We start from the raw sequence: 16,929 nt of genomic DNA, 5'->3' as shown, positions 1-16,929 counted from the left end.
CGCTCCGCGCGCAGCCCCGGCCTCCTGTCCGGGGAACGACGGACGGCGGCCGTGTCCTCGGGGGAGGTCCGCCGACGTACCGCACGCGCGCCAGACATGCCGGTGGGCGGGCACCCCTCACACAGGGTGCCCGCCCATCGGCATGTGCTGTTCAGGGACGCCCGCCCCGGAGGCGAGTGGGCGGATCAGGGGCAGCGGACGACCTGCCCGGCGTAGGCGAGGCCGCCGCCGAAGCCGAAGAGCAGGACCGGATCGCCCGGGGAGAGCTCGCCGCGCTCGACCAGCTTGGAGAAGGCGAGCGGGATCGAGGCGGCCGAGGTGTTGCCGGAGTCGACCACGTCCCGGGCCACCACCGCGTCGGCGAGGCCCAGCTTGGCGGCGATCGCGTCGATGATCCGCAGGTTGGCCTGGTGCGGGACGAAGCCCTTGAGCTCCGACGGGTCGATCCCGGCCCGCTCGCAGGCCTGCCGGGCCAGCGGGGCGAGCTGGGTGGTGGCCCAGCGGAACACCGACTGGCCCTGCTGGCTGATCACCGGGTCCCAGCCGGTGATCACCACGGCGTCGCCCCGTTCCGGCTCGGAGCCCCAGACCACCGGCCCGATGCCCGGCTCGGCGCCCTCCTCCTGGGCCTCGACCACTGCGGCGCCCGCACCGTCGCCGAAGATCACGCAGGTGGAGCGGTCGGTCCAGTCGAGCGTGTCGGACATCCGTTCGGCGCCGATCACCAGCGCGCGCCGCGCCGCACCGGCCCGGATCGCGTGGTCGGCGGTGGCCAGCGCGTAGGAGAAGCCGGAACAGACCGTGTTGATGTCGTACGCGGCGGGCGCGCGGACGCCCAACCGGGCAGCCACCGCGGCGGCGGTGTTGGGGCTGCGCTCGATCGCGGTGCAGGTGGCGACCACGACCAGGTCGATCTCCGCCGCCGTCCGGCCGCTGTTGGCCAGCGCCTTCTGCGCGGCCTCGGCGGCGAGGTCGACCAGGGTCTCGCCCTCGGCGATGTGCCGGGTGCGGATCCCCACCCGGGTGCGGATCCATTCGTCGTCGGTGTCGACGAATGCCGCCAGGTCGTCGTTGGAGAGCACCTTGGGAGGCTGGTAGTGCCCGAGTGCCACAATGCGCGAACCGCTCATGCTGCCATGGAACCGGGTTACCCGCTGGTCAGCCGGGCACGACCGGCTACAGGATCCGCGCCGGTGAACTGTAGGGGCTCCACAAGGCCCTTGGGGCGCCTGGGCCCGGACGTCCGCCGAGGTCAGGCGGCCAGCGAAGTGGCGTCGCCCATCACGATCACCGGGTGGGCGGCCGGGTCGAGGGTGCGGATCAGCTGGGCCATCTTGTCCTCGGGTATCGACACGCAGCCGTGGGTCGGGCCGTCGTGGTCGACGTGCAGCCAGATACCGCCGCCCTTCTTGCTGCCCATCGGACGGCGCATGTCGAGCGGGGAGCTGCCGGCGACCCGGTTGTAGTTGATCGCGACCACGTAGTCGAAGGAGCCGGCCAGCTGGTCGCCGAAGAAGCCCGTCCCCGAGACCACGAAGCTCGCGTCCCTGTCGTACGGGAGCTTGCTGCCGGGGTTGTCCTTCTTGCCGCCGGCGTCGGTGAGGTCGAAGACGCCGATCGGGCTGCGCAGGTCGCCCTCGTTGTGGTCGGTGGTCCAGCCGTTCTTGCCGTTGTGGCCCTGCCAGGTCTCACCGGCCAGCCAGCGGCCCTCGGGGGTGCGGGTCCACAGGGTGACGCTGTTCTTGTCGGTGTCCTTGCCCTGGCCGGTGGCGACCACGACCTGGGTGGTCGCGGCGGGGATCTTCGCGGTGAAGGCGGCCCCGAGGCCGGGTATCGCGGTCAGCGAGCCGTCCGGGCGGGTCTCGCTGCGCCCGGCGGCCGCGGGGGCGGCCTGCCGGTCCGCGGCGGCCTGGACGGCCGCGGGGGCGGGCGTGACGGGGTGGTCGGGCTTGCTGACGCCCTCCGGTCCGGGGCCGTCGGCGGCCGCGGCGACGGACTTGGCGCCGTCCTGGCCGACGGTGTACCAGCCGGCGGCGGCCGCGACCAGCAGCGCGGTGCCGGCCATCACGGCCTTGCCGTGTCGTTTCTGCTTCACCTTGCGCCGCCGGCCCCGGGCGGCGGCCCGGCCACCGGGCGCGGGGGCCGCGGCGGCGATGGGCGTGACGGAGGCGAGGGGCGCGAGGGGCTCGGCCGGTTCGGGCTGCTGCTCGTACACCGGCTGCTGGTAGGCGGGCTCCTGGTAGACCGACGGCTCCGGGTAGGCGGGCTCCGAGTAGGCGGGCTCCGGCTCGACGACGTACGGCTGGAAGGGCTGGAACGGCTGCTCGTACGCCCCGGAGTACCCGTCGGCCGGCTGCCGGTACTCGCCGTAGTACTCCTGCGGAGCGGGCTGCGGGACGGCCTGCGGGTACGGCTCGTACGCCTGGTACGGCGCCTCGTGCGACTGCTGCGGCACCCCGTACTCCGGCTCCGGCATCGGCTCGTACGGCGGGTACTCGGTGGCGCGATGGGAACCGGACATGCCGTCGATCCTGCCAAACGCCGTACCCGTTGGTAAACCCGGGTCGCGTGCGGGAGCCGTGAAGACGCCGCCGCCCGGGCCGCGGTGCGGTCCGGGCGGCGGGAAGTGCGCAGGTCAGAGGCGCATCGCCTGCGGGGTCTCGCGACGCGTCAGGTCGGGGCCGTCGTACTCGCGGATGACCTCGTAGCGGGTGTTGCGCTCCACCGGGCGGAAGCCGGCGTCCCGGATCAGGCCGAGCAGGTCCTCACGGCCGAGCTTGTTCGGGGTGCCAAAGTTGTCCGCGTCGTGGGTGATCTTGTACTCGACCACCGAGCCGTCCATGTCGTCCGCGCCGTGGCTGAGCGCCAGCTGGGCGGTGGTGACGCCGTGCATCACCCAGAAGACCTTGACGTGCGGGACGTTGTCGAAGAGCAGCCGGGAGACCGCGAAGGTCTTCAACGCCTCGGCGCCGGTGGCCATCTCGGTACGGGCCATCAGCTTGTTCCGCACGACGCCGTCCTTGGAGTCGTGGAAGTCGTGCTGGTAGCGCAGCGGGATGAAGACCTGGAAGCCGCCGGTCTCGTCCTGGAGCTCGCGCAGCCGCAGCACGTGGTCGACCCGGTGGCGGGGCTCCTCGATGTGGCCGTACAGCATGGTGGCCGGGGTCTTGAGGCCCTTGCTGTGGGCGAGCCGGTGGATCCGCGACCAGTCCTCCCAGTGGGTGTCGTGGTCGACGATGTGCTGGCGGACCTCCCAGTCGAAGATCTCCGCGCCGCCGCCGGTCAGCGACTCCAGACCGGCGTCGATCAGCTCGTCCAGGATCTCGTCGGCGGGCAGGCCGCTGATCTTCTCGAACCAGTGGATCTCGGTGGCGGTGAAGGCCTTCAACGAGACGTTCGGCAGCGCCGCCTTGAGCTCCCGCAGCGAGCGCGGGTAGTAGCGCCACGGCAGGGTGGGGTGCAGGCCGTTGACGATGTGCAGCTCGGTGAGGGACTCGCTCTCCATCGCCTTGGCGAGGCGGACGGCCTCCTCGATGCGCATCGTGTAGGCGTCCTTCTCGCCCGGCTTTCGCTGGAACGAGCAGTACGCGCAGGAGGCGCTGCAGACGTTCGTCATGTTGAGGTGGCGGTTGACGTTGAAGTGGACGACGTCGCCGTTCTTCCGCGTCCGCACGTGGTGGGCCAGACCGCCCAGCCAGGCCAGGTCGTCGCTCTCGTAGAGCGCGATCCCGTCCTCGCGGGTCAGCCGCTCACCCGCGTAGACCTTCGCCTCCAGCTCGCGCTTGAGCCCTGCGTCCATGCGGTGCCCCGCCTCCTCAGACATTCGATTCCTTGCCGGAGACGAGGTTACGCCTATGCGGACAGCAGCTCTGCGAGCAGTGCGGGGTCGATGTTGCCCCCGCTGACCACGGCGGCCACCGTCCGGCCCCCGGTCTCGGCGGCGCGGTGGAAGTAGGCGGCCGGGGCGACCGCGCCGGAGGGCTCGGCGACCAGCCGGCCGCGGCGGGCCAGCAGGGCGACGGTGGCGCGGATCTCGTCCTCCGTGACGGTGACGATGTCGTCGACGTAGGCGGTGAGGTGCTCGTACGGCAGCACGCCCACCGAGGGGGTGCGCAGCCCGTCCGCGACCGTCCGGTAGGTGTCGGCGACCGGCCACTCCACCCGGCGCCCGGAGCGCAGGCTCTCCCGGGCGTCGGCGGCCAGCTCCGGCTCCACCCCGATCACCCGGACGCCCGGGCGGGTGAGCTTGAGCGCCGCGGCCGTCCCGCTGATCAGCCCGCCGCCGCTGACCGGCACCAGGACGGTGTCCAGCCCGGCCGGGGCGTCCTCGGCGATCTCCAGGCCCACCGTGCCCTGGCCCGCGATGATGAACGGGTCGTCGTACGGCGGCACCCAGACGAAGCCGAACCGCTCGGCCAGCTCGCCGGGCAGGGTGTCCCGCTCCCCCGGTGGGACGAGGATCACCTCGGCGTCGAACGCGCGGGTGGCCTCGACCTTCACGGCGGGCGAGGTGTCCGGCATCACGATCACGGCCTTGAGGCCGAGCAGCTGCGCCGCGTAGGCCACCGCCTGCGCGTGGTTGCCGCTGGACTGGGCGACCACCCCGCGGGCGCGCTCCTCCGGGGTGAGCGCGGCCAGCCGGTTGTAGGCGCCGCGGGTCTTGAAGGCCCCGGTCGGCTGGAGGTTCTCGGGCTTGAGCCAGAGCCGCCGCCCGTCCTCGGACGCCCAGGGGGCGGGGACCAGCGGGGTGCGCACCGCGACCCCCGCGATCCGCTCCCGGGCGGCGTGCAGCTCCTCCAGACCGACCAGTGCCATGCCGTCACTCTCCTTCGGGGGGGAGCTCGCTCACCCGGTTCTCCCACTTCGTGGAGAGTACGACGGTGGTGCGGGTGCGGGCCACGCCCTTCGTGCCCGAGATCCGCTTGACCACCGACTCCAGGCCGGCCACGTCGGCCACCCGGACCTTGAGCATGTAGGAGTCGTCACCCGCGATGAACCAGCAGTCCTCGACCTCGTTGAGGTCCTTGAGCCGGAAGGCGACGTCCTCGTGGTCGGCGGCGTCGGTCAGTTGGAGACCGATCAGGGCCGTGACGCCGAAGCCGAGCGAGGCCGGGTTGACCGTCGCCCGGTAGCCGGTGATCACACCGGCCTGCTCCAGGCGGTTGATGCGGTCCGTGACGCTCGGGCCGGAGAGTCCGACCAGTCGGCCCAGCTCGGCGTAGGACGCACGGCCGTTCTCCCGGAGCGCCTGGATGAGCTGTCTGTCCACCGTGTCCATATACCGTCCGCGTCCTTCCGAACCTCACCAGACCCACAGATCATTATCCGGATTCAAAGGCGCCGTGCGCTGAACGACCCGGATATCGCAGAGAAGATACTCTCCCACCCTCGCTCTCCTTACTCCCCCTCAGGCCGAGCGGCGTCCCCGTCGCCCGGTGTGCGGGCGGCCGCGCCCAACTCGCCCTCCCAGCGCAGGTACAGGGAGTGCGGCACGCCGACGGCGTCCAGCACCCGGCCGGCCACGAAATCCACCAGTTCGCGCACGGTGGAGCCGCCGGCGTAGAAACCGGGCGAGGCGGGGAGCACGACGGCGCCCTGCGCGTCCAGTTCCACCAGGTGCTTCAACGTCACCCCGTTGAGTGGTGCCTCGCGCACGCAGACGACCAGCGGACGGCGCTCCTTGAGCGTGACGCTGGCCACCCGCTGGAGCAGGTCCTTGCTCAGGCCGAGCGCGATCCCGGCCACCGCGCCGGTGGTCGCGGGGACCACCAGCATCCCCTTGGCCGGGTACGAGCCGCTGGACGGGCCGGCCGCGAAGTCCCCGGCCGACCAGTAGCGGACGTCGTCCAGGCCCTCGTCCGTACCCAGCCAGCGGGCGAGGTCGGCGCGCCAGTGGGCGTCCCGGAAGGAGATCCCGGTCTCGTCCAGGATGGTGAGCCGGGCGGCCCGACTGACGATCAGGTCCACCGCCTCACCGGCGGCCAGCAGCGCCCGGATCACCGAGGCCGCGTACGGCGTCCCCGACGCTCCCGAGACCCCGACCACCCACGGCTGACGCTTCGCAGTTCCCATGGAGGCAATTCTGTCCCGCCCCCACCTGCGGCTCCGCCCCGGGCACGGCGGAGCGGGCCCGCGCGGGCGCGCCCCCTGGGAGGATGGGCGCATGGCAGCGACCCTCGTCGACCTCACCCATCAGGTGACCACCGCGATGCCGGTCTACCCCGGCGACCCGGCCGTCCTGCTGGAGCCCGCGCTCACCACCGCCACGGCGGGGGTGAACGTGCTGGCCCTGCACCTCGGCTCGCAGTCCGGGACGCACGTGGACGCGCCCTACCACGTGGACGTCACCTGGCCGACCCTGGACGGACTGCCGCTGGAGCGGTTCACCGGCCCGGCCGTGGTCGCCGACCTGCGCGGGCTGGAGCCCCGGACGGCCGTCACCCCCGACCTGCTGGCGCCCGCGCTGGCGCGCTGCGCCGAGGGCACCGTCCTGCTGCTGGCCACCGGCTGGGCCCGGCACTGGGGCACCGACGCCTACCTGGCCCACCCCAGCCTGACCGCGGCCGCCGCCGAGGCGATCGTGGCCGCCGGGGTGCGGACGGTCGGCGTGGACGCGCTGAGCGTGGACCCCACCCCCGACCCGGGGCCGGAGCACCCGGCGGTCGCCGCACTGCTCGCCGACCTCACCGACGAGCACGACGGGCCCGACCCGGTGGAGGAGCCGACGCTGGCCGCCCACCGGGTGCTGCTGGGCGCGGACGGCGGCGGGGTGATCGCCGAGAACCTGACCGACCTGCGGGCGCTGCTGGCGGCGCAGCAGGCCGGTCGGCCGGTGGAGGTTTCGCTGTTCCCGCTGCGTCTGGTGGCGGCGGACGGGGCCCCGGTGCGGGCGGTGGCGCGGTTGGGCTGACCGGCCCCGACCGGGGCCGTACTTGGTCTAGACCAACTCCGATGGCGCCACTAGGCTTTCCGGCCATGGCTGAGATCATCGGAGTGGTCGAGCGACTCTGGCGCTACCCCGTGAAGTCCACCGGCGGCGAGCGGCTCGACTCCGTCGACGTGGACGTGCGCGGCCTGGCCGGGGACCGCCTCTACGCCGTCCGCGACGCCTCCGGGAAGCTCGGCTCGGGCAAGAACACCCGCCGCTTCCGCCGGATGGACGGGCTGCTCCGGCTCTCCGCCCGGCTCGGCCGCCGGATCGACGGCCCCGAACTGTTCGACCCGCTCGGCCGCCCGGTCGACCGTCCGACCGCCTTCCTGCGCGCCTACCTCCAGCGCGAGGACGTCGAACTCGCCCGCGAGGACGCCGTCCCGCACTTCGACCGGCTGCCCGTCAGCGTGCTCAGCACCGCCACCCTGGACTGGGTCCGCGAGGCCGTCCCCTTCGCCGTGGTCGACGAACGCCGGTTCCGCCCCAACATCGTGCTGCGCACCCCGCCGGGCACCCCGCCCTTCGTCGAGGACGCCTGGCTCGGCCGGCAGGCCCGCGGCGGGGCCCCGGACAGCGCCCGGCTCGCCTTCGTCTCCTCCAGCGAGCGCTGCGCGATGAGCGGCGCCCCGCAGCCCGGCCTGCCGCACGCACCGGAGATCCTCAAGGCGATCGTGCACGCCCACGACGGCCGGCTCGACGCCCTCGCCGAGGTCGCCGCCCCCGGGCGGCTGCGGCTCGGCGACCGGCTGGTGCTGGACTGAGTCCGGGCCGCGACGCCGGCGAAACCGCAGGTCGGAGCGGTTTCGAAGATTCTCCGAAAAAGTTCTGAACTCACCTGCAACCCCCGGGGCCCTTGCACGTCTATGGGAGTGAGCGGCGGGGGAGCCCGCCCGAGCGGACCGCAGGCGACACCGGGGACACCACCCCGGACCTCAGGTCCGATCCGTACCGTGCTGATCGACCAGCAGCGGAAAGCTGCCGGTGAAACACCCTGGGGGGTATTCAGAATGTCCGTCGTGCGCGCACGCCGTTCCCGCTCCGCCGTCGTCACCGCCGCCACCCTGGGCGTGCTGCTCGCCACCGGCGCCGTGGTCTCCTCCCCGGCCGCCCACGCCGCCGACGCCCCGGCCGCCGCCACCGCCCCGAAGGCCGCGACCGAGGCCGGCCGGCCGTCGCTGACGGTCAACACCCCTGAGTCGTTCGGCAACGGCGGGGAGCCGGTCGAGTTCACCGAGACCGTCACCAACCCCGGCACCACCGACGCCTCGTACAAGCTGTGGTTCGACGCGAGCAACCCGGCGGCCGGCTCCCGGAACCAGCTCACCGTCGACTACCGCGACGCGGACGGCGCCTGGAAGCCGGTCGACCTGGCCTTCACCAACTCCGGCGGCCACTTCACCGGCGGGATCCCGACCGCTCTGACCGTCGCCGGTGGCGCCACCAAGACGGTCCAGCTGCGTCTCGGCCTCCCGGTCAGCAACAACTGGGGCAGCCACGACCTGGCCATCAAGCTCGACTCCACCGTCCTCGACGCCTCCGGCCACACCGCTCTCGCCGAGAGCACCAGGACCGTGACGGCCAAGGCCCTCACGGTGCAGGTCAGGAACGCGCCGACCACCGCCGTCGCCGGCGGTGCCCCGGTCGAGTTCGACGTCACGGTGACCAACCCCAGCGCCGCGCGCTACACCGACGTCGCCAAGGTCATCGAGGCCGACAAGCGCAGCAAGCTCCAGGTGCGGAACGCCGACGGCAGCTGGGAGACCGTCACCGCGGCCCCCGACCAGTTCGGCCGCGTCCTCTACCACCTCACCGCGGACAGGACCCTCGCCCCCGGCGCCTCCTTCACCCGGCACGTCCGCCTCTCCTTCGCCGCCGACGCCCCGATCGGCACCACCTACATCCACCCGTGGGCCATGCTCGGCGAGGGCGGGGCGTTCGCGCCCGTCGTCTGCGGTCCGCAGTTCGTCGCGATCAACCTCACCTCCGGCCCGACCCTGTCGGTGCAGCCGCCGTCGTCCATCGGGAACTCCGGCAAGCCGGTCGAGTTCACCGAGAGCGTCACCAACCCGGGCGGTGCCGACGCCGTGTACACGCTGAAACTGAACGTCAGCAACCCGGCCGCGCGCAGCGCCGGCCGCTTCGCCGTCGACTACCGCGACACCGACGGCACTTGGAAGCCCGTCACGCTGAACTTCAGCCAGGGCGAGAAGACCTTCGATTTCAGCGGTGAGATCCCGGGCGTGGCGGTCGCCGCCGGTACCACCAGGACCGTCCAGCTGCGCCTCTCCGCCCCGGTCAACAACGACTGGCCCAACGCGCACGGGACCGTCACGCTCCACTCCGCGATCGTGGACGGCGCGAACGCGGTCGTGTCGGAGAGCACCGACGACGTCGAGATGAAGAGCCTCGGCCTGACGGTCAAGAACGCGCCGAGCACCGCCACGATCGGCGGCGCGCCGGTCGAGTTCGACTTCACCGTGGACAACCAGAGCGCCTCGGACTACGACAACCTCTCCCCCGTCGTGGTCGCCGACCGGTACAGCAAGCTCCAGGTGCAGCAGGCCGACGGCAGCTGGGCGGACATCACCGGCACGCCGAGCACCCAGTCCGGCGGTCCGCTGGTGTACCACCTCACCGCGGACAAGAACCTCGCGGCCAAGTCGTCCTCCACCAAGCACGTGCGCCTGGCCTTCACCGCCGACGCCCCGATCGGCCGGGTCTACGTCAGCCCGGCGGTCATCCTCGGCGAGCAGCCGGCCGGCAGCCAGTACGCGGACGCGTGGGCCAGCGCCCCGGGCTTCTCCCTCGACCTGACCACCACCCCGGCCGAGTACACGGGCAAGGGCACCGACAAGGGCAACGGCACCGCCGTCAAGGCCGGTCTCACCGGCACCGGCACCGACACCACGGCCGACAGCACCGACAGCACCGGCGGCACCACCGCCGACACCCAGCTGGCCGGCGGCTCGCTCGCCCACACCGGCTCGGACGGCATGCCGGCGGCCGCCGCGGCCGCCGCCGGCCTGCTCGCCAGCGGCATCGGCGCGGTCTTCTTCGCGCGTCGCCGCCGCAGCGCCTGATCCCCGCCCCGAGAAGCACCCGAGCCCCGGCTCCCGGCACCGTCCGGGGGCCGGGGCTCGGCCGTTCCGACCGCCCTCAGCCGCGGACCAGGCAGAACGGGTGACCGGCCGGGTCGGCGTAGACCCGCCAGCCGCCGGCGTCGTGCCATCGCACCGCGCCCAGGGCGAGCACCGCGGACTCGGCGGCGTCGAGGTCCGGCACGTCGATGTCCAGGTGGGCCTGCTGCGGGTGTTCGGCGCTGCCCCAGCGGGGCGGGCGGTGGTCGGCGACGGCCTGGAAGCAGAGCACCCTGCCGTCGTCCAGGTGCAGGGTGGACCAGCCCTCGCCGAGCGACCAGCGGCGGTCCGGGCGGTCGACCTCGCCGCCGAGCAGGCCGGCGTAGAAGCGGGCGAGCGGGCCCGGGGCCGGGCAGTCGAGCACCAGGCACTGCAGGGTGCCGATCACGGTTCTCCTCGGGGTCGGTTCAGGGGGTCCGGTGGTCCGGCCCGGGCAGGGTGACCGCCCGCAGGTAGGCCTCGACGAACAGGTCCAGCACGTCGTCCAGCGACGGCAGTCCGGCGCCGAACGCGGGCTCCAGCACCGGTCTCATCAGGACGTGGTTGATCAGCGGGCCGAGCAGCAGCTGGACCAGCACCGGGAGCGGCAGCGGGCGCAGCCGCCCCGCCTCGACGTACGGCAGCAGCAGGCGGGAGAGGCCGTCGAACAGGCGCGGCAGGTGGGCCGCCATCATCCGGGCGGCGGGGCCGTCCGGGCGGCCGAACAGGTCGGCGAAGACCGCCGGGACGACCCGCGGTTCGCCCTCGTAGGCCGCGGCGAAGGTGCGGTGGATCGCCCGGACGGTGTCCTCCAGGCTCTCCGGCGGGTTCGCGGCCAGCGTCTCCAGGTCCGGCAGCGGACCGTACTGGAGGAAGACGGCGGCGAACAGGCCGTCCCGTCCCTCGAAGACGGTGTGCAGGCTGGGCAGTGAGCAGCCGGCCCGGTCGGCCACGGCGTCCAGGGTCACTCCGGCGAGGCCGCGTTCGGCGACCAGCCGGCCCGCCGCCTCGATCGCCCGCTCCCGTACCGGTGGCCGCCCGCCCGGGTCGACGCCGGCCTGCCGGACGGCCTCGTCCAGCGGGGCCCGGGAGCCGCCGAGCCGGCGCAGCAGGGTGCTGCGCGAGATCCCGGCCGCCGAGGCGATCGCCGTCAGCGGGACGTCCGCGACGTCCTGCCCCCGTGCCTTCGCGGCCGCCAGGGCGGCCGCCACCAGATCGTTCATGTGAGACATCGTACTACTTGACACATGAGACGGTTCCAGAGACTCTCTATAGGCAAGTTCCACCCAGGAACGGCAAGGGATCGAAGGGGAGAGAGCCATGAGCGTCGTCATCTCCGGGGGCGGACCGGCCGGAATGGTGCTGGGCCTGATGCTGGCCCGAGCGGGCGTGGAGGTGACCGTGCTGGAGAAGCACGCCGACTTCCTGCGGGACTTCCGCGGCGACACCGTCCACGCGTCCACCGTGCGCCTGATGGACGAACTGGGCCTCGGCCGGAAGTTCGCCGCCCTGCCGCAGAGCCGGCTCGGCAACCTGGTGGTACCGGTGCCCGGCGTCGGGGAGGTCGCGCTGAGCGCCTTCGACCGACTGCCCGCGCCCTACAACTACATCGCCATGATGCCCCAGTGGGACCTGCTCACCTTCCTGGTCGAAGAGGCGAAGCGGGAACCCACCTTCACCGTGCGGATGAACACCGAGGCGACCGGACTGCTCCGGGAGCACGGCCGGGTGGTCGGCGTCCGCTACCGCACCCGGGACGGCGAGGAGGGCGAGCTCCGCGCCGACCTCACCGTCGCCGCCGACGGCCGGCACTCCACCCTGCGCCGGGAGTCCGGCCTGGTGCCCGAGGAGTACCCGGTGCCCTTCGACGTCTGGTGGTTCCGGCTCCCCCGGCACACCCACGAGCAGGCCGCGCCGCCCAGCCTCACCCCCGGCTTCGGCGAGCGCGAGATGGTCCTCAGCTTCACCCGCGACGACTACTTCCAGATCGCCTACTTCAAGTCCAAGGGCTCCGACCCCGCGCTGCGCGCCGAGGGCATCGACCGCTTCCGCGCCCGGATCGCCCGGCTCATGCCGCAGTTCGCCGACCGGGTCGACCAGTTGGCCGGGATGGACCAGGTCCACCTGCTCGACGTCAAGCTCAACCGGCTGGACCGCTGGTACGTCGACGGGCTGCTGCTGATCGGCGACGCCGCCCACGCGATGTCCCCGGCCGGCGGCGTCGGCATCAACCTCGCCATCCAGGACGCCGTCGCGGCCGCCACCCTGCTCGCCGAACCGCTGCGCCGCGGCCGGCCGACCGTGGCCGCGCTGGCCCGGGTCCAGCGGCGCCGCTGGTGGCCGACCGTGGTCATGCAGCGGCTCCAGCGGGTCCTGCACGCCGTCATGTTCGTCCCGGTGCTCACCGGCCGGCGCGCCGGGCCGCCGACCGCCTTCGCCGCGCTCACCCGCCGGGTGCCCGCCCTCCGGACCGGCCTGTCCCGGCTGATCGCCATCGGGCCGCGCCCCGAACACGCCCCGGCCTTCGCCCGCCGGCCGTCCGCCTGACCGTCCCCCGGCCATCCGCCCGACCGTCCGCCCGGCCGGGCGCCCGACCACCGGCCCGTCCACGCCCGCCCCGAACGGCCCGCCCCTGACCGGCCGTTCGGGCGGGCGCTTTCCGGGGAACGACCCTCAGCATGACGATCCCTCACCGCCTGACCGGCACGGGCGCCCACCCCGTCCTCGTCCTGCACGACTGGTTCGGCACCAGCGCGGGCTGGGGCCCCTTCCTCGACTACCTCGACGGCAGGGCGTTCAGCTACGCCTTCCTCGACTACCGCGGCTACGGCGAGCGCAAGGACGTGACCGGCGCCTACACCCTGGCCGAGATCGCCGCCGACGCGCTCGCCCTCGCCGACCAGCTCGGCTGGGACCGCTTCTCGCTGGTCGGCCACTCGATGGGCGGCAAGGCGGCCCAGCAGGTCCTGGCCGAGGCCCCGCTGCGGGTGCGCAAGCTGGTCGGCCTGTCGCCGGTGCCGGCCGGGGCGTACCCGCTGGACGCGGCGGGTGAGGCGCTGTTCTACGGCGCCGCCGAGGACCGCGAGAAGCGGTACGCGATCCTCGACCTGGTCACCGGGCAGCGGGCGGGCCGGGTCTGGCTGGACCGGATGGTCGACCAGTCGCTGCGGCTGTCGACCGTCGAGGCCTTCGACGGCTACGTCCAGGACTGGACCACGGCCGACCTGGAACACCGGATCAGCGGGAACCCCGTCCCGGTCAAGGTCATCGTCGGCGAGCACGACCTCGCGCTGACCGCCGACGTGATGCGGGGCACCTGGCTGGAGCACTACCCCAACGCGGAGTTGGAGGAGCTCGGCGGCAGCGGGCACTACCCGATGTACGAGGCGCCGGTGGCGCTGGCGACCGCGATGGAGGCCTTCCTGCACAACTGAGCCGAGCGGCGGGGCCGACCCGTTCGGGAGGGCCCCGGCCGCAGGGGTCAGATGCCGAGGCCGCGGATGACCAGGTCGACCAGGGCGAAGAAGAACAGCGAGATGCCGACGAAGCTGTTCGTCTGGAAGAAGGCCCGGTTGAGCCTCGACAGGTCGTTCGGCTTCACGATGGTGTGCTCGTAGACGAAGGCGCCCGCGACGACGGCCAGGCCGATCCAGAGCGCCGGGCCGGCGTCGGTGAGCACCGCGAACCAGCCCAGCAGCAGGGTGGTCAGGACGTGGCAGACCCGGGCGCCGCGGATGGCGGCCGGGACGCCGAAGCGGGCCGGCGGCGAGCCGACGCCGTGCTCCCGGTCGGACTCGACGTCCTGGCAGGCGTAGATCAGGTCGAAGCCGCCGATCCAGATGCCGACCGCGACCCCGAGGACCACGGCCTCCCAGGACCAGCTGCCGGTCACCGCGAGCCAGGCGCCGACCGGGCCCATCGCCTGGGCCAGGCCGAGGATCGCCTGCGGGAAGTTGGTGAACCGCTTGCCGTACGGATAGACGACCATCGGCACCACGGCCACCGGGGCGAGGGCCAGGCAGAGCGGGTTGAGCAGGGCCGCCGCGCCGAGGAACACCACCAGGGCGACCGCCGAGCCGACGTACGCGGTCCTCAACGAGACGGCGCCGGTGACGAGTTCGCGCCCGGCGGTGCGCGGGTTCCGGGCGTCGATCTCGCGGTCGATGATCCGGTTGGCGGCCATCGCGAAGGTGCGCAGGCCGACCATGCAGACGGTGACGACGAACAGTTCGCCCCAGTGCACCCGCTTGTCCGCCAGGAACATGGCGGTCAGCGCGGCGATGTAGGCGAAGGGCAGGGCGAAGACCGAGTGCTCGATCATCACCAGGCGCAGGAAGGCCGACACACCCCCGCGAGTGCGGGGAGATTCGCCCTGGCCTCCGCTACCGAGCGTACCGACTCCGGTGCTCACAGCCCGTACTCCTTCCAGCGGCGCGAGACCAGCGCGGCGGTCTCCGGGTCCGAGGAGACCATCTCCGGCCAGCCGCCGTCCCGGGTGTAGCCCTCCTCGGGGAGCTTGCGGGTCGCGTCGATGCCCGCCTTGCCGCCCCAAAACTGCTGGTAGGAGGCGTGGTCGAGGTGGTCGACCGGGCCCTCGACGACGGTGAGGTCGCGGCTGTAGTCGACGTTCCCGAAGGCCCGCCAGGCGACTTCCTGGTAGTCGTGGACGTCGCAGTCGGAGTCCACCACGATGATCAGCTTGGTGAGCGACATCATGTGGGCGCCCCAGATCGCGTGCATCGTCTTCTGGGCGTGCTTGGGGTACTTCTTGTCGATCGAGACGATCACGCAGTTGTGGAAGCCGCCGGCCTCGGGCAGGTCGTAGTCGACGATGTCCGGGATGATGATCTTGAGCAGCGGCAGGAAGAACCGCTCGGTGAACTTGCCCAGCGGGCCGTCCTCGGTCGGCGGGCGGCCGACCACGATCGACTGCAGGATCGGCCGGCGGCGCATGGTCACGCAGTCGATCGTCAGCGCCGGGAACGGCTCCTGCGGGGTGTAGAAGCCGGTGTGGTCGCCGAACGGGCCCTCGGGGAGCATCTCGCCGGGCTCCAGCCAGCCCTCCAGGACCACCTCGGCGTCGGCCGGGACCTGCAGCGGGACGGTCTTGCAGTCGACCATCCGGACCCGCTCGCCCGCGACGAAGCCGGCGAACAGGTACTCGTCGATGTCGCCGGGCAGCGGCGCGGTGGCCGCGTAGGTGACGGCCGGCGGGCAGCCGAAGGCGATCGCGACCGGGAGGCGCTCGCCGCGCTTGGCCGCGACGGCGTAGTGGTTGCGGCTGTCCTTGTGGATCTGCCAGTGCATCCCGATGGTGCGGCGGTCGTGCCGCTGGAGCCGGTAGAGGCCGAGGTTGCGGACGCCGGTGTCCGGGTCCTTGGTGTGGGTCAGGCCCAGGTTGAAGAAGGAGCCGCCGTCCAGCGGCCAGGTGAACAGCGCGGGCAGCTCGTCCAGGTTGACGTCGTCGCCGGTGAGCACGACCTCCTGGACCGGGGCGTCGCCGGCCTTCACGTGCCGCGGCGGGACGTGCGCCATCGAGGCGAGCTTGCCGAAGGCGTCCCGGAACCCGGTGAAGCCCTGCGGCAGTTCGGGCTTGAGCAGGCCGGCGATCTTCTCGGCGATGTCCTCCGGGCCCTTGAGGCCGAGCGACTTGGCGAGGCGCCGCTCGGTGCCGAAGACGTTCATCGCGAGCGGCATCGACGAGCCCTTGACGTTCTCGAACAACAGCGCCGGGCCCTTGGCCTTCTGCACGCGATCGACGATCTCGCCGATCTCCAGGTGGGGGTCCACCTCCGCCTTGATGCGCTTGAGGTCGCCCTCGCGGTCGAGAGCCCGGAGAAACGAGCGGAGATCGTCGTATGCCATGCCAGTCAGTATCCGCCACCCGATAGCCTGGCTTGCGTCAAGGGCCCCGGGAGGTGCCCGTCGCTACCGCCCTCGCGGGGGAGATCGCAGCCGTGCTGAGGATTCTTCTGACCATCGTCCTTCCGCTCGCGCTGTGGGTGTGGGCGTTCATCGACTGCCTGGTCACGCCCGAGGGAGAGGTCAAGCACCTGCCGAAGCCGATCTGGCTGATCATCGTGCTGCTCTTCCCGCCGCTCGGCCCGATCGCCTGGCTGGTGGCCGGGAAGCAGCGCGGCTTCCTGCGCACGGGCGCGCCGGACGGGCGGACGGACGCCGACGGCCGGAGCGGTTCCGCCGCCCCGCGCCGCGGCCGGCCGGTGGCCCCGGACGACGATCCGGAGTTCCTGGCCTCCCTCGGGAACGAGGCCGCGAAGAAGGACGAGTCCGCGCGGAACGAGGCCCCGAGGAGCGGGTCCTTGCAGGAGGACGACAAGGACCACGAGGAGATGCTCCGCCGCTGGGAGGCCGATCTGCGCCGCCGGGAGCAGGAACTGCGCGGCGGGGAGGAGCCCGAGGACGGGCGAAAGAGCTGATCGGAGCGGTTCCGCCACTCCCCCGGACAGCCCACCCGAGCACCTGCGGGTGGGCTGCGGCCTTTTTGGCGCTTCCCTACGACCGGGAGGCCTCCGGCCTTGATCGCCCCGCTCCCGGCGTCACGCTCCAGCCGTCCTCGAGCGGTACTCCAAACGACCGCCCCACACTGCTGGAGGACGGTCCTGACCTGCGTTTTCCTTCATGCTCAGATCATCGGACCATCATCTGCCCGACAACCCCCGGTATTCGAACGGCCACTGAGCGCACAGCCCTCGGGTCGACCGCTTCTGTACAGGCCTGACAGCTAAACGAACTCGACCTTGTACAGAATCGACGCCGAAACCAGCGCACGGCCCCTCGTACAGTCATAAGTGAAGAAGTTGATTCGCAGCTGGGGGTACAGCAGACGCTGGCTGTCGGACAGTTCCCTCACCCTTGGAGTGG

At 72.5% G+C, this 16,929-nt stretch carries 16 protein-coding genes; 6 read left to right on the top strand and 10 right to left on the bottom strand.

Annotated features, from left to right (window positions below; translation table 11 throughout):
* Positions 1-185: 185 nt before the first annotated feature.
* From ACZ58X_RS06275 to ACZ58X_RS06250, 6 genes are all read right to left on the bottom strand, one after another.
* Positions 186-1,130 (bottom strand): beta-ketoacyl-ACP synthase III, encoded by a 945-nt coding sequence (locus ACZ58X_RS06275; RefSeq protein ID WP_470332520.1) that lies wholly within the window; start codon positions 1,128-1,130, stop codon positions 186-188.
* Positions 1,131-1,252: 122 nt separating this feature from the next.
* A complete protein-coding gene (locus ACZ58X_RS06270) occupies positions 1,253-2,521 on the bottom strand; it encodes a L,D-transpeptidase family protein (RefSeq protein ID WP_470332519.1) in 1,269 nt (422 codons plus the stop codon).
* A 114-nt stretch (positions 2,522-2,635) separates the two neighbouring features.
* Positions 2,636-3,799 carry an aminofutalosine synthase MqnE gene (mqnE, locus tag ACZ58X_RS06265; RefSeq protein ID WP_402482164.1) on the bottom strand — a complete coding sequence of 388 codons (1,164 nt, stop codon included), beginning with the start codon at positions 3,797-3,799 and terminating at the stop codon, positions 2,636-2,638.
* A 53-nt stretch (positions 3,800-3,852) separates the two neighbouring features.
* Positions 3,853-4,815 carry a threonine ammonia-lyase gene (locus ACZ58X_RS06260; protein ID WP_470332518.1) on the bottom strand — a complete coding sequence of 321 codons (963 nt, stop codon included), beginning with the start codon at positions 4,813-4,815 and terminating at the stop codon, positions 3,853-3,855.
* A gap of 4 nt (positions 4,816-4,819) precedes the next feature.
* On the bottom strand, positions 4,820-5,278 hold the full coding sequence (locus ACZ58X_RS06255) for an Lrp/AsnC family transcriptional regulator (protein WP_030232219.1): 459 nt from the start codon (positions 5,276-5,278) through the stop codon (positions 4,820-4,822).
* Positions 5,279-5,397: 119 nt separating this feature from the next.
* Positions 5,398-6,072 carry a UbiX family flavin prenyltransferase gene (locus tag ACZ58X_RS06250; RefSeq protein WP_470332517.1) on the bottom strand — a complete coding sequence of 225 codons (675 nt, stop codon included), beginning with the start codon at positions 6,070-6,072 and terminating at the stop codon, positions 5,398-5,400.
* Positions 6,073-6,163: 91 nt separating this feature from the next.
* On the opposite strand from ACZ58X_RS06250, the gene ACZ58X_RS06245 reads away from it, so the two are divergent.
* The 3 genes from ACZ58X_RS06245 (at position 6,164) to ACZ58X_RS06235 (ending at position 10,011) form a co-directional block, all read left to right on the top strand.
* Positions 6,164-6,910, top strand: a complete 747-nt coding sequence (locus tag ACZ58X_RS06245; protein ID WP_470332516.1) for a cyclase family protein — start codon at positions 6,164-6,166, stop codon at positions 6,908-6,910.
* A 65-nt stretch (positions 6,911-6,975) separates the two neighbouring features.
* Entirely contained in the window at positions 6,976-7,692 is a 717-nt protein-coding gene (locus tag ACZ58X_RS06240; RefSeq protein ID WP_470332515.1) for an MOSC domain-containing protein, read from the top strand.
* Between the two features lie 255 nt (positions 7,693-7,947).
* Positions 7,948-10,011, top strand: a complete 2,064-nt coding sequence (locus tag ACZ58X_RS06235; RefSeq protein ID WP_470332514.1) for an LPXTG cell wall anchor domain-containing protein — start codon at positions 7,948-7,950, stop codon at positions 10,009-10,011.
* Positions 10,012-10,087: 76 nt separating this feature from the next.
* On the opposite strand, the gene ACZ58X_RS06230 is transcribed toward ACZ58X_RS06235, so the two are convergent.
* Positions 10,088-10,456, bottom strand: coding sequence for a VOC family protein (locus ACZ58X_RS06230; protein ID WP_470332513.1), 369 nt, complete (start codon positions 10,454-10,456; stop codon positions 10,088-10,090).
* 19 nt (positions 10,457-10,475) lie between these two features.
* On the bottom strand, positions 10,476-11,270 hold the full coding sequence (locus ACZ58X_RS06225) for a TetR/AcrR family transcriptional regulator (protein ID WP_470332512.1): 795 nt from the start codon (positions 11,268-11,270) through the stop codon (positions 10,476-10,478).
* Between the two features lie 97 nt (positions 11,271-11,367).
* On the opposite strand from ACZ58X_RS06225, the gene ACZ58X_RS06220 reads away from it, so the two are divergent.
* Both ACZ58X_RS06220 and ACZ58X_RS06215 read left to right on the top strand, forming a co-directional pair.
* Positions 11,368-12,594: an FAD-dependent oxidoreductase gene (locus ACZ58X_RS06220; RefSeq protein ID WP_470332511.1), complete on the top strand. Its 1,227-nt coding sequence runs from the start codon at positions 11,368-11,370 to the stop codon at positions 12,592-12,594.
* Between the two features lie 131 nt (positions 12,595-12,725).
* Positions 12,726-13,481, top strand: a complete 756-nt coding sequence (locus ACZ58X_RS06215) for an alpha/beta fold hydrolase (protein WP_470332510.1) — start codon at positions 12,726-12,728, stop codon at positions 13,479-13,481.
* 47 nt (positions 13,482-13,528) lie between these two features.
* On the opposite strand, the gene mqnP is transcribed toward ACZ58X_RS06215, so the two are convergent.
* Positions 13,529-14,458, bottom strand: a complete 930-nt coding sequence (gene mqnP, locus ACZ58X_RS06210; protein ID WP_470332509.1) for a menaquinone biosynthesis prenyltransferase MqnP — start codon at positions 14,456-14,458, stop codon at positions 13,529-13,531.
* Complete coding sequence (locus tag ACZ58X_RS06205; RefSeq protein ID WP_470332508.1) at positions 14,455-15,912, bottom strand: menaquinone biosynthesis decarboxylase; 1,458 nt, start codon at positions 15,910-15,912, stop codon at positions 14,455-14,457. The genes mqnP and ACZ58X_RS06205 overlap by 4 nt, the downstream gene beginning before the upstream one ends.
* Before the next feature lie 92 nt (positions 15,913-16,004).
* Between ACZ58X_RS06205 and ACZ58X_RS06200 the strand changes: the two genes are divergently transcribed.
* Complete coding sequence (locus ACZ58X_RS06200) at positions 16,005-16,484, top strand: PLD nuclease N-terminal domain-containing protein (protein WP_470332507.1); 480 nt, start codon at positions 16,005-16,007, stop codon at positions 16,482-16,484.
* Positions 16,485-16,929: the final 445 nt, after the last annotated feature.

This window comes from Kitasatospora sp. NPDC040550 (genome assembly GCF_055594965.1).
Note: the sequence above shows the minus strand (reverse complement) of the source record. Positions and strands in the feature narration are given on the sequence as shown.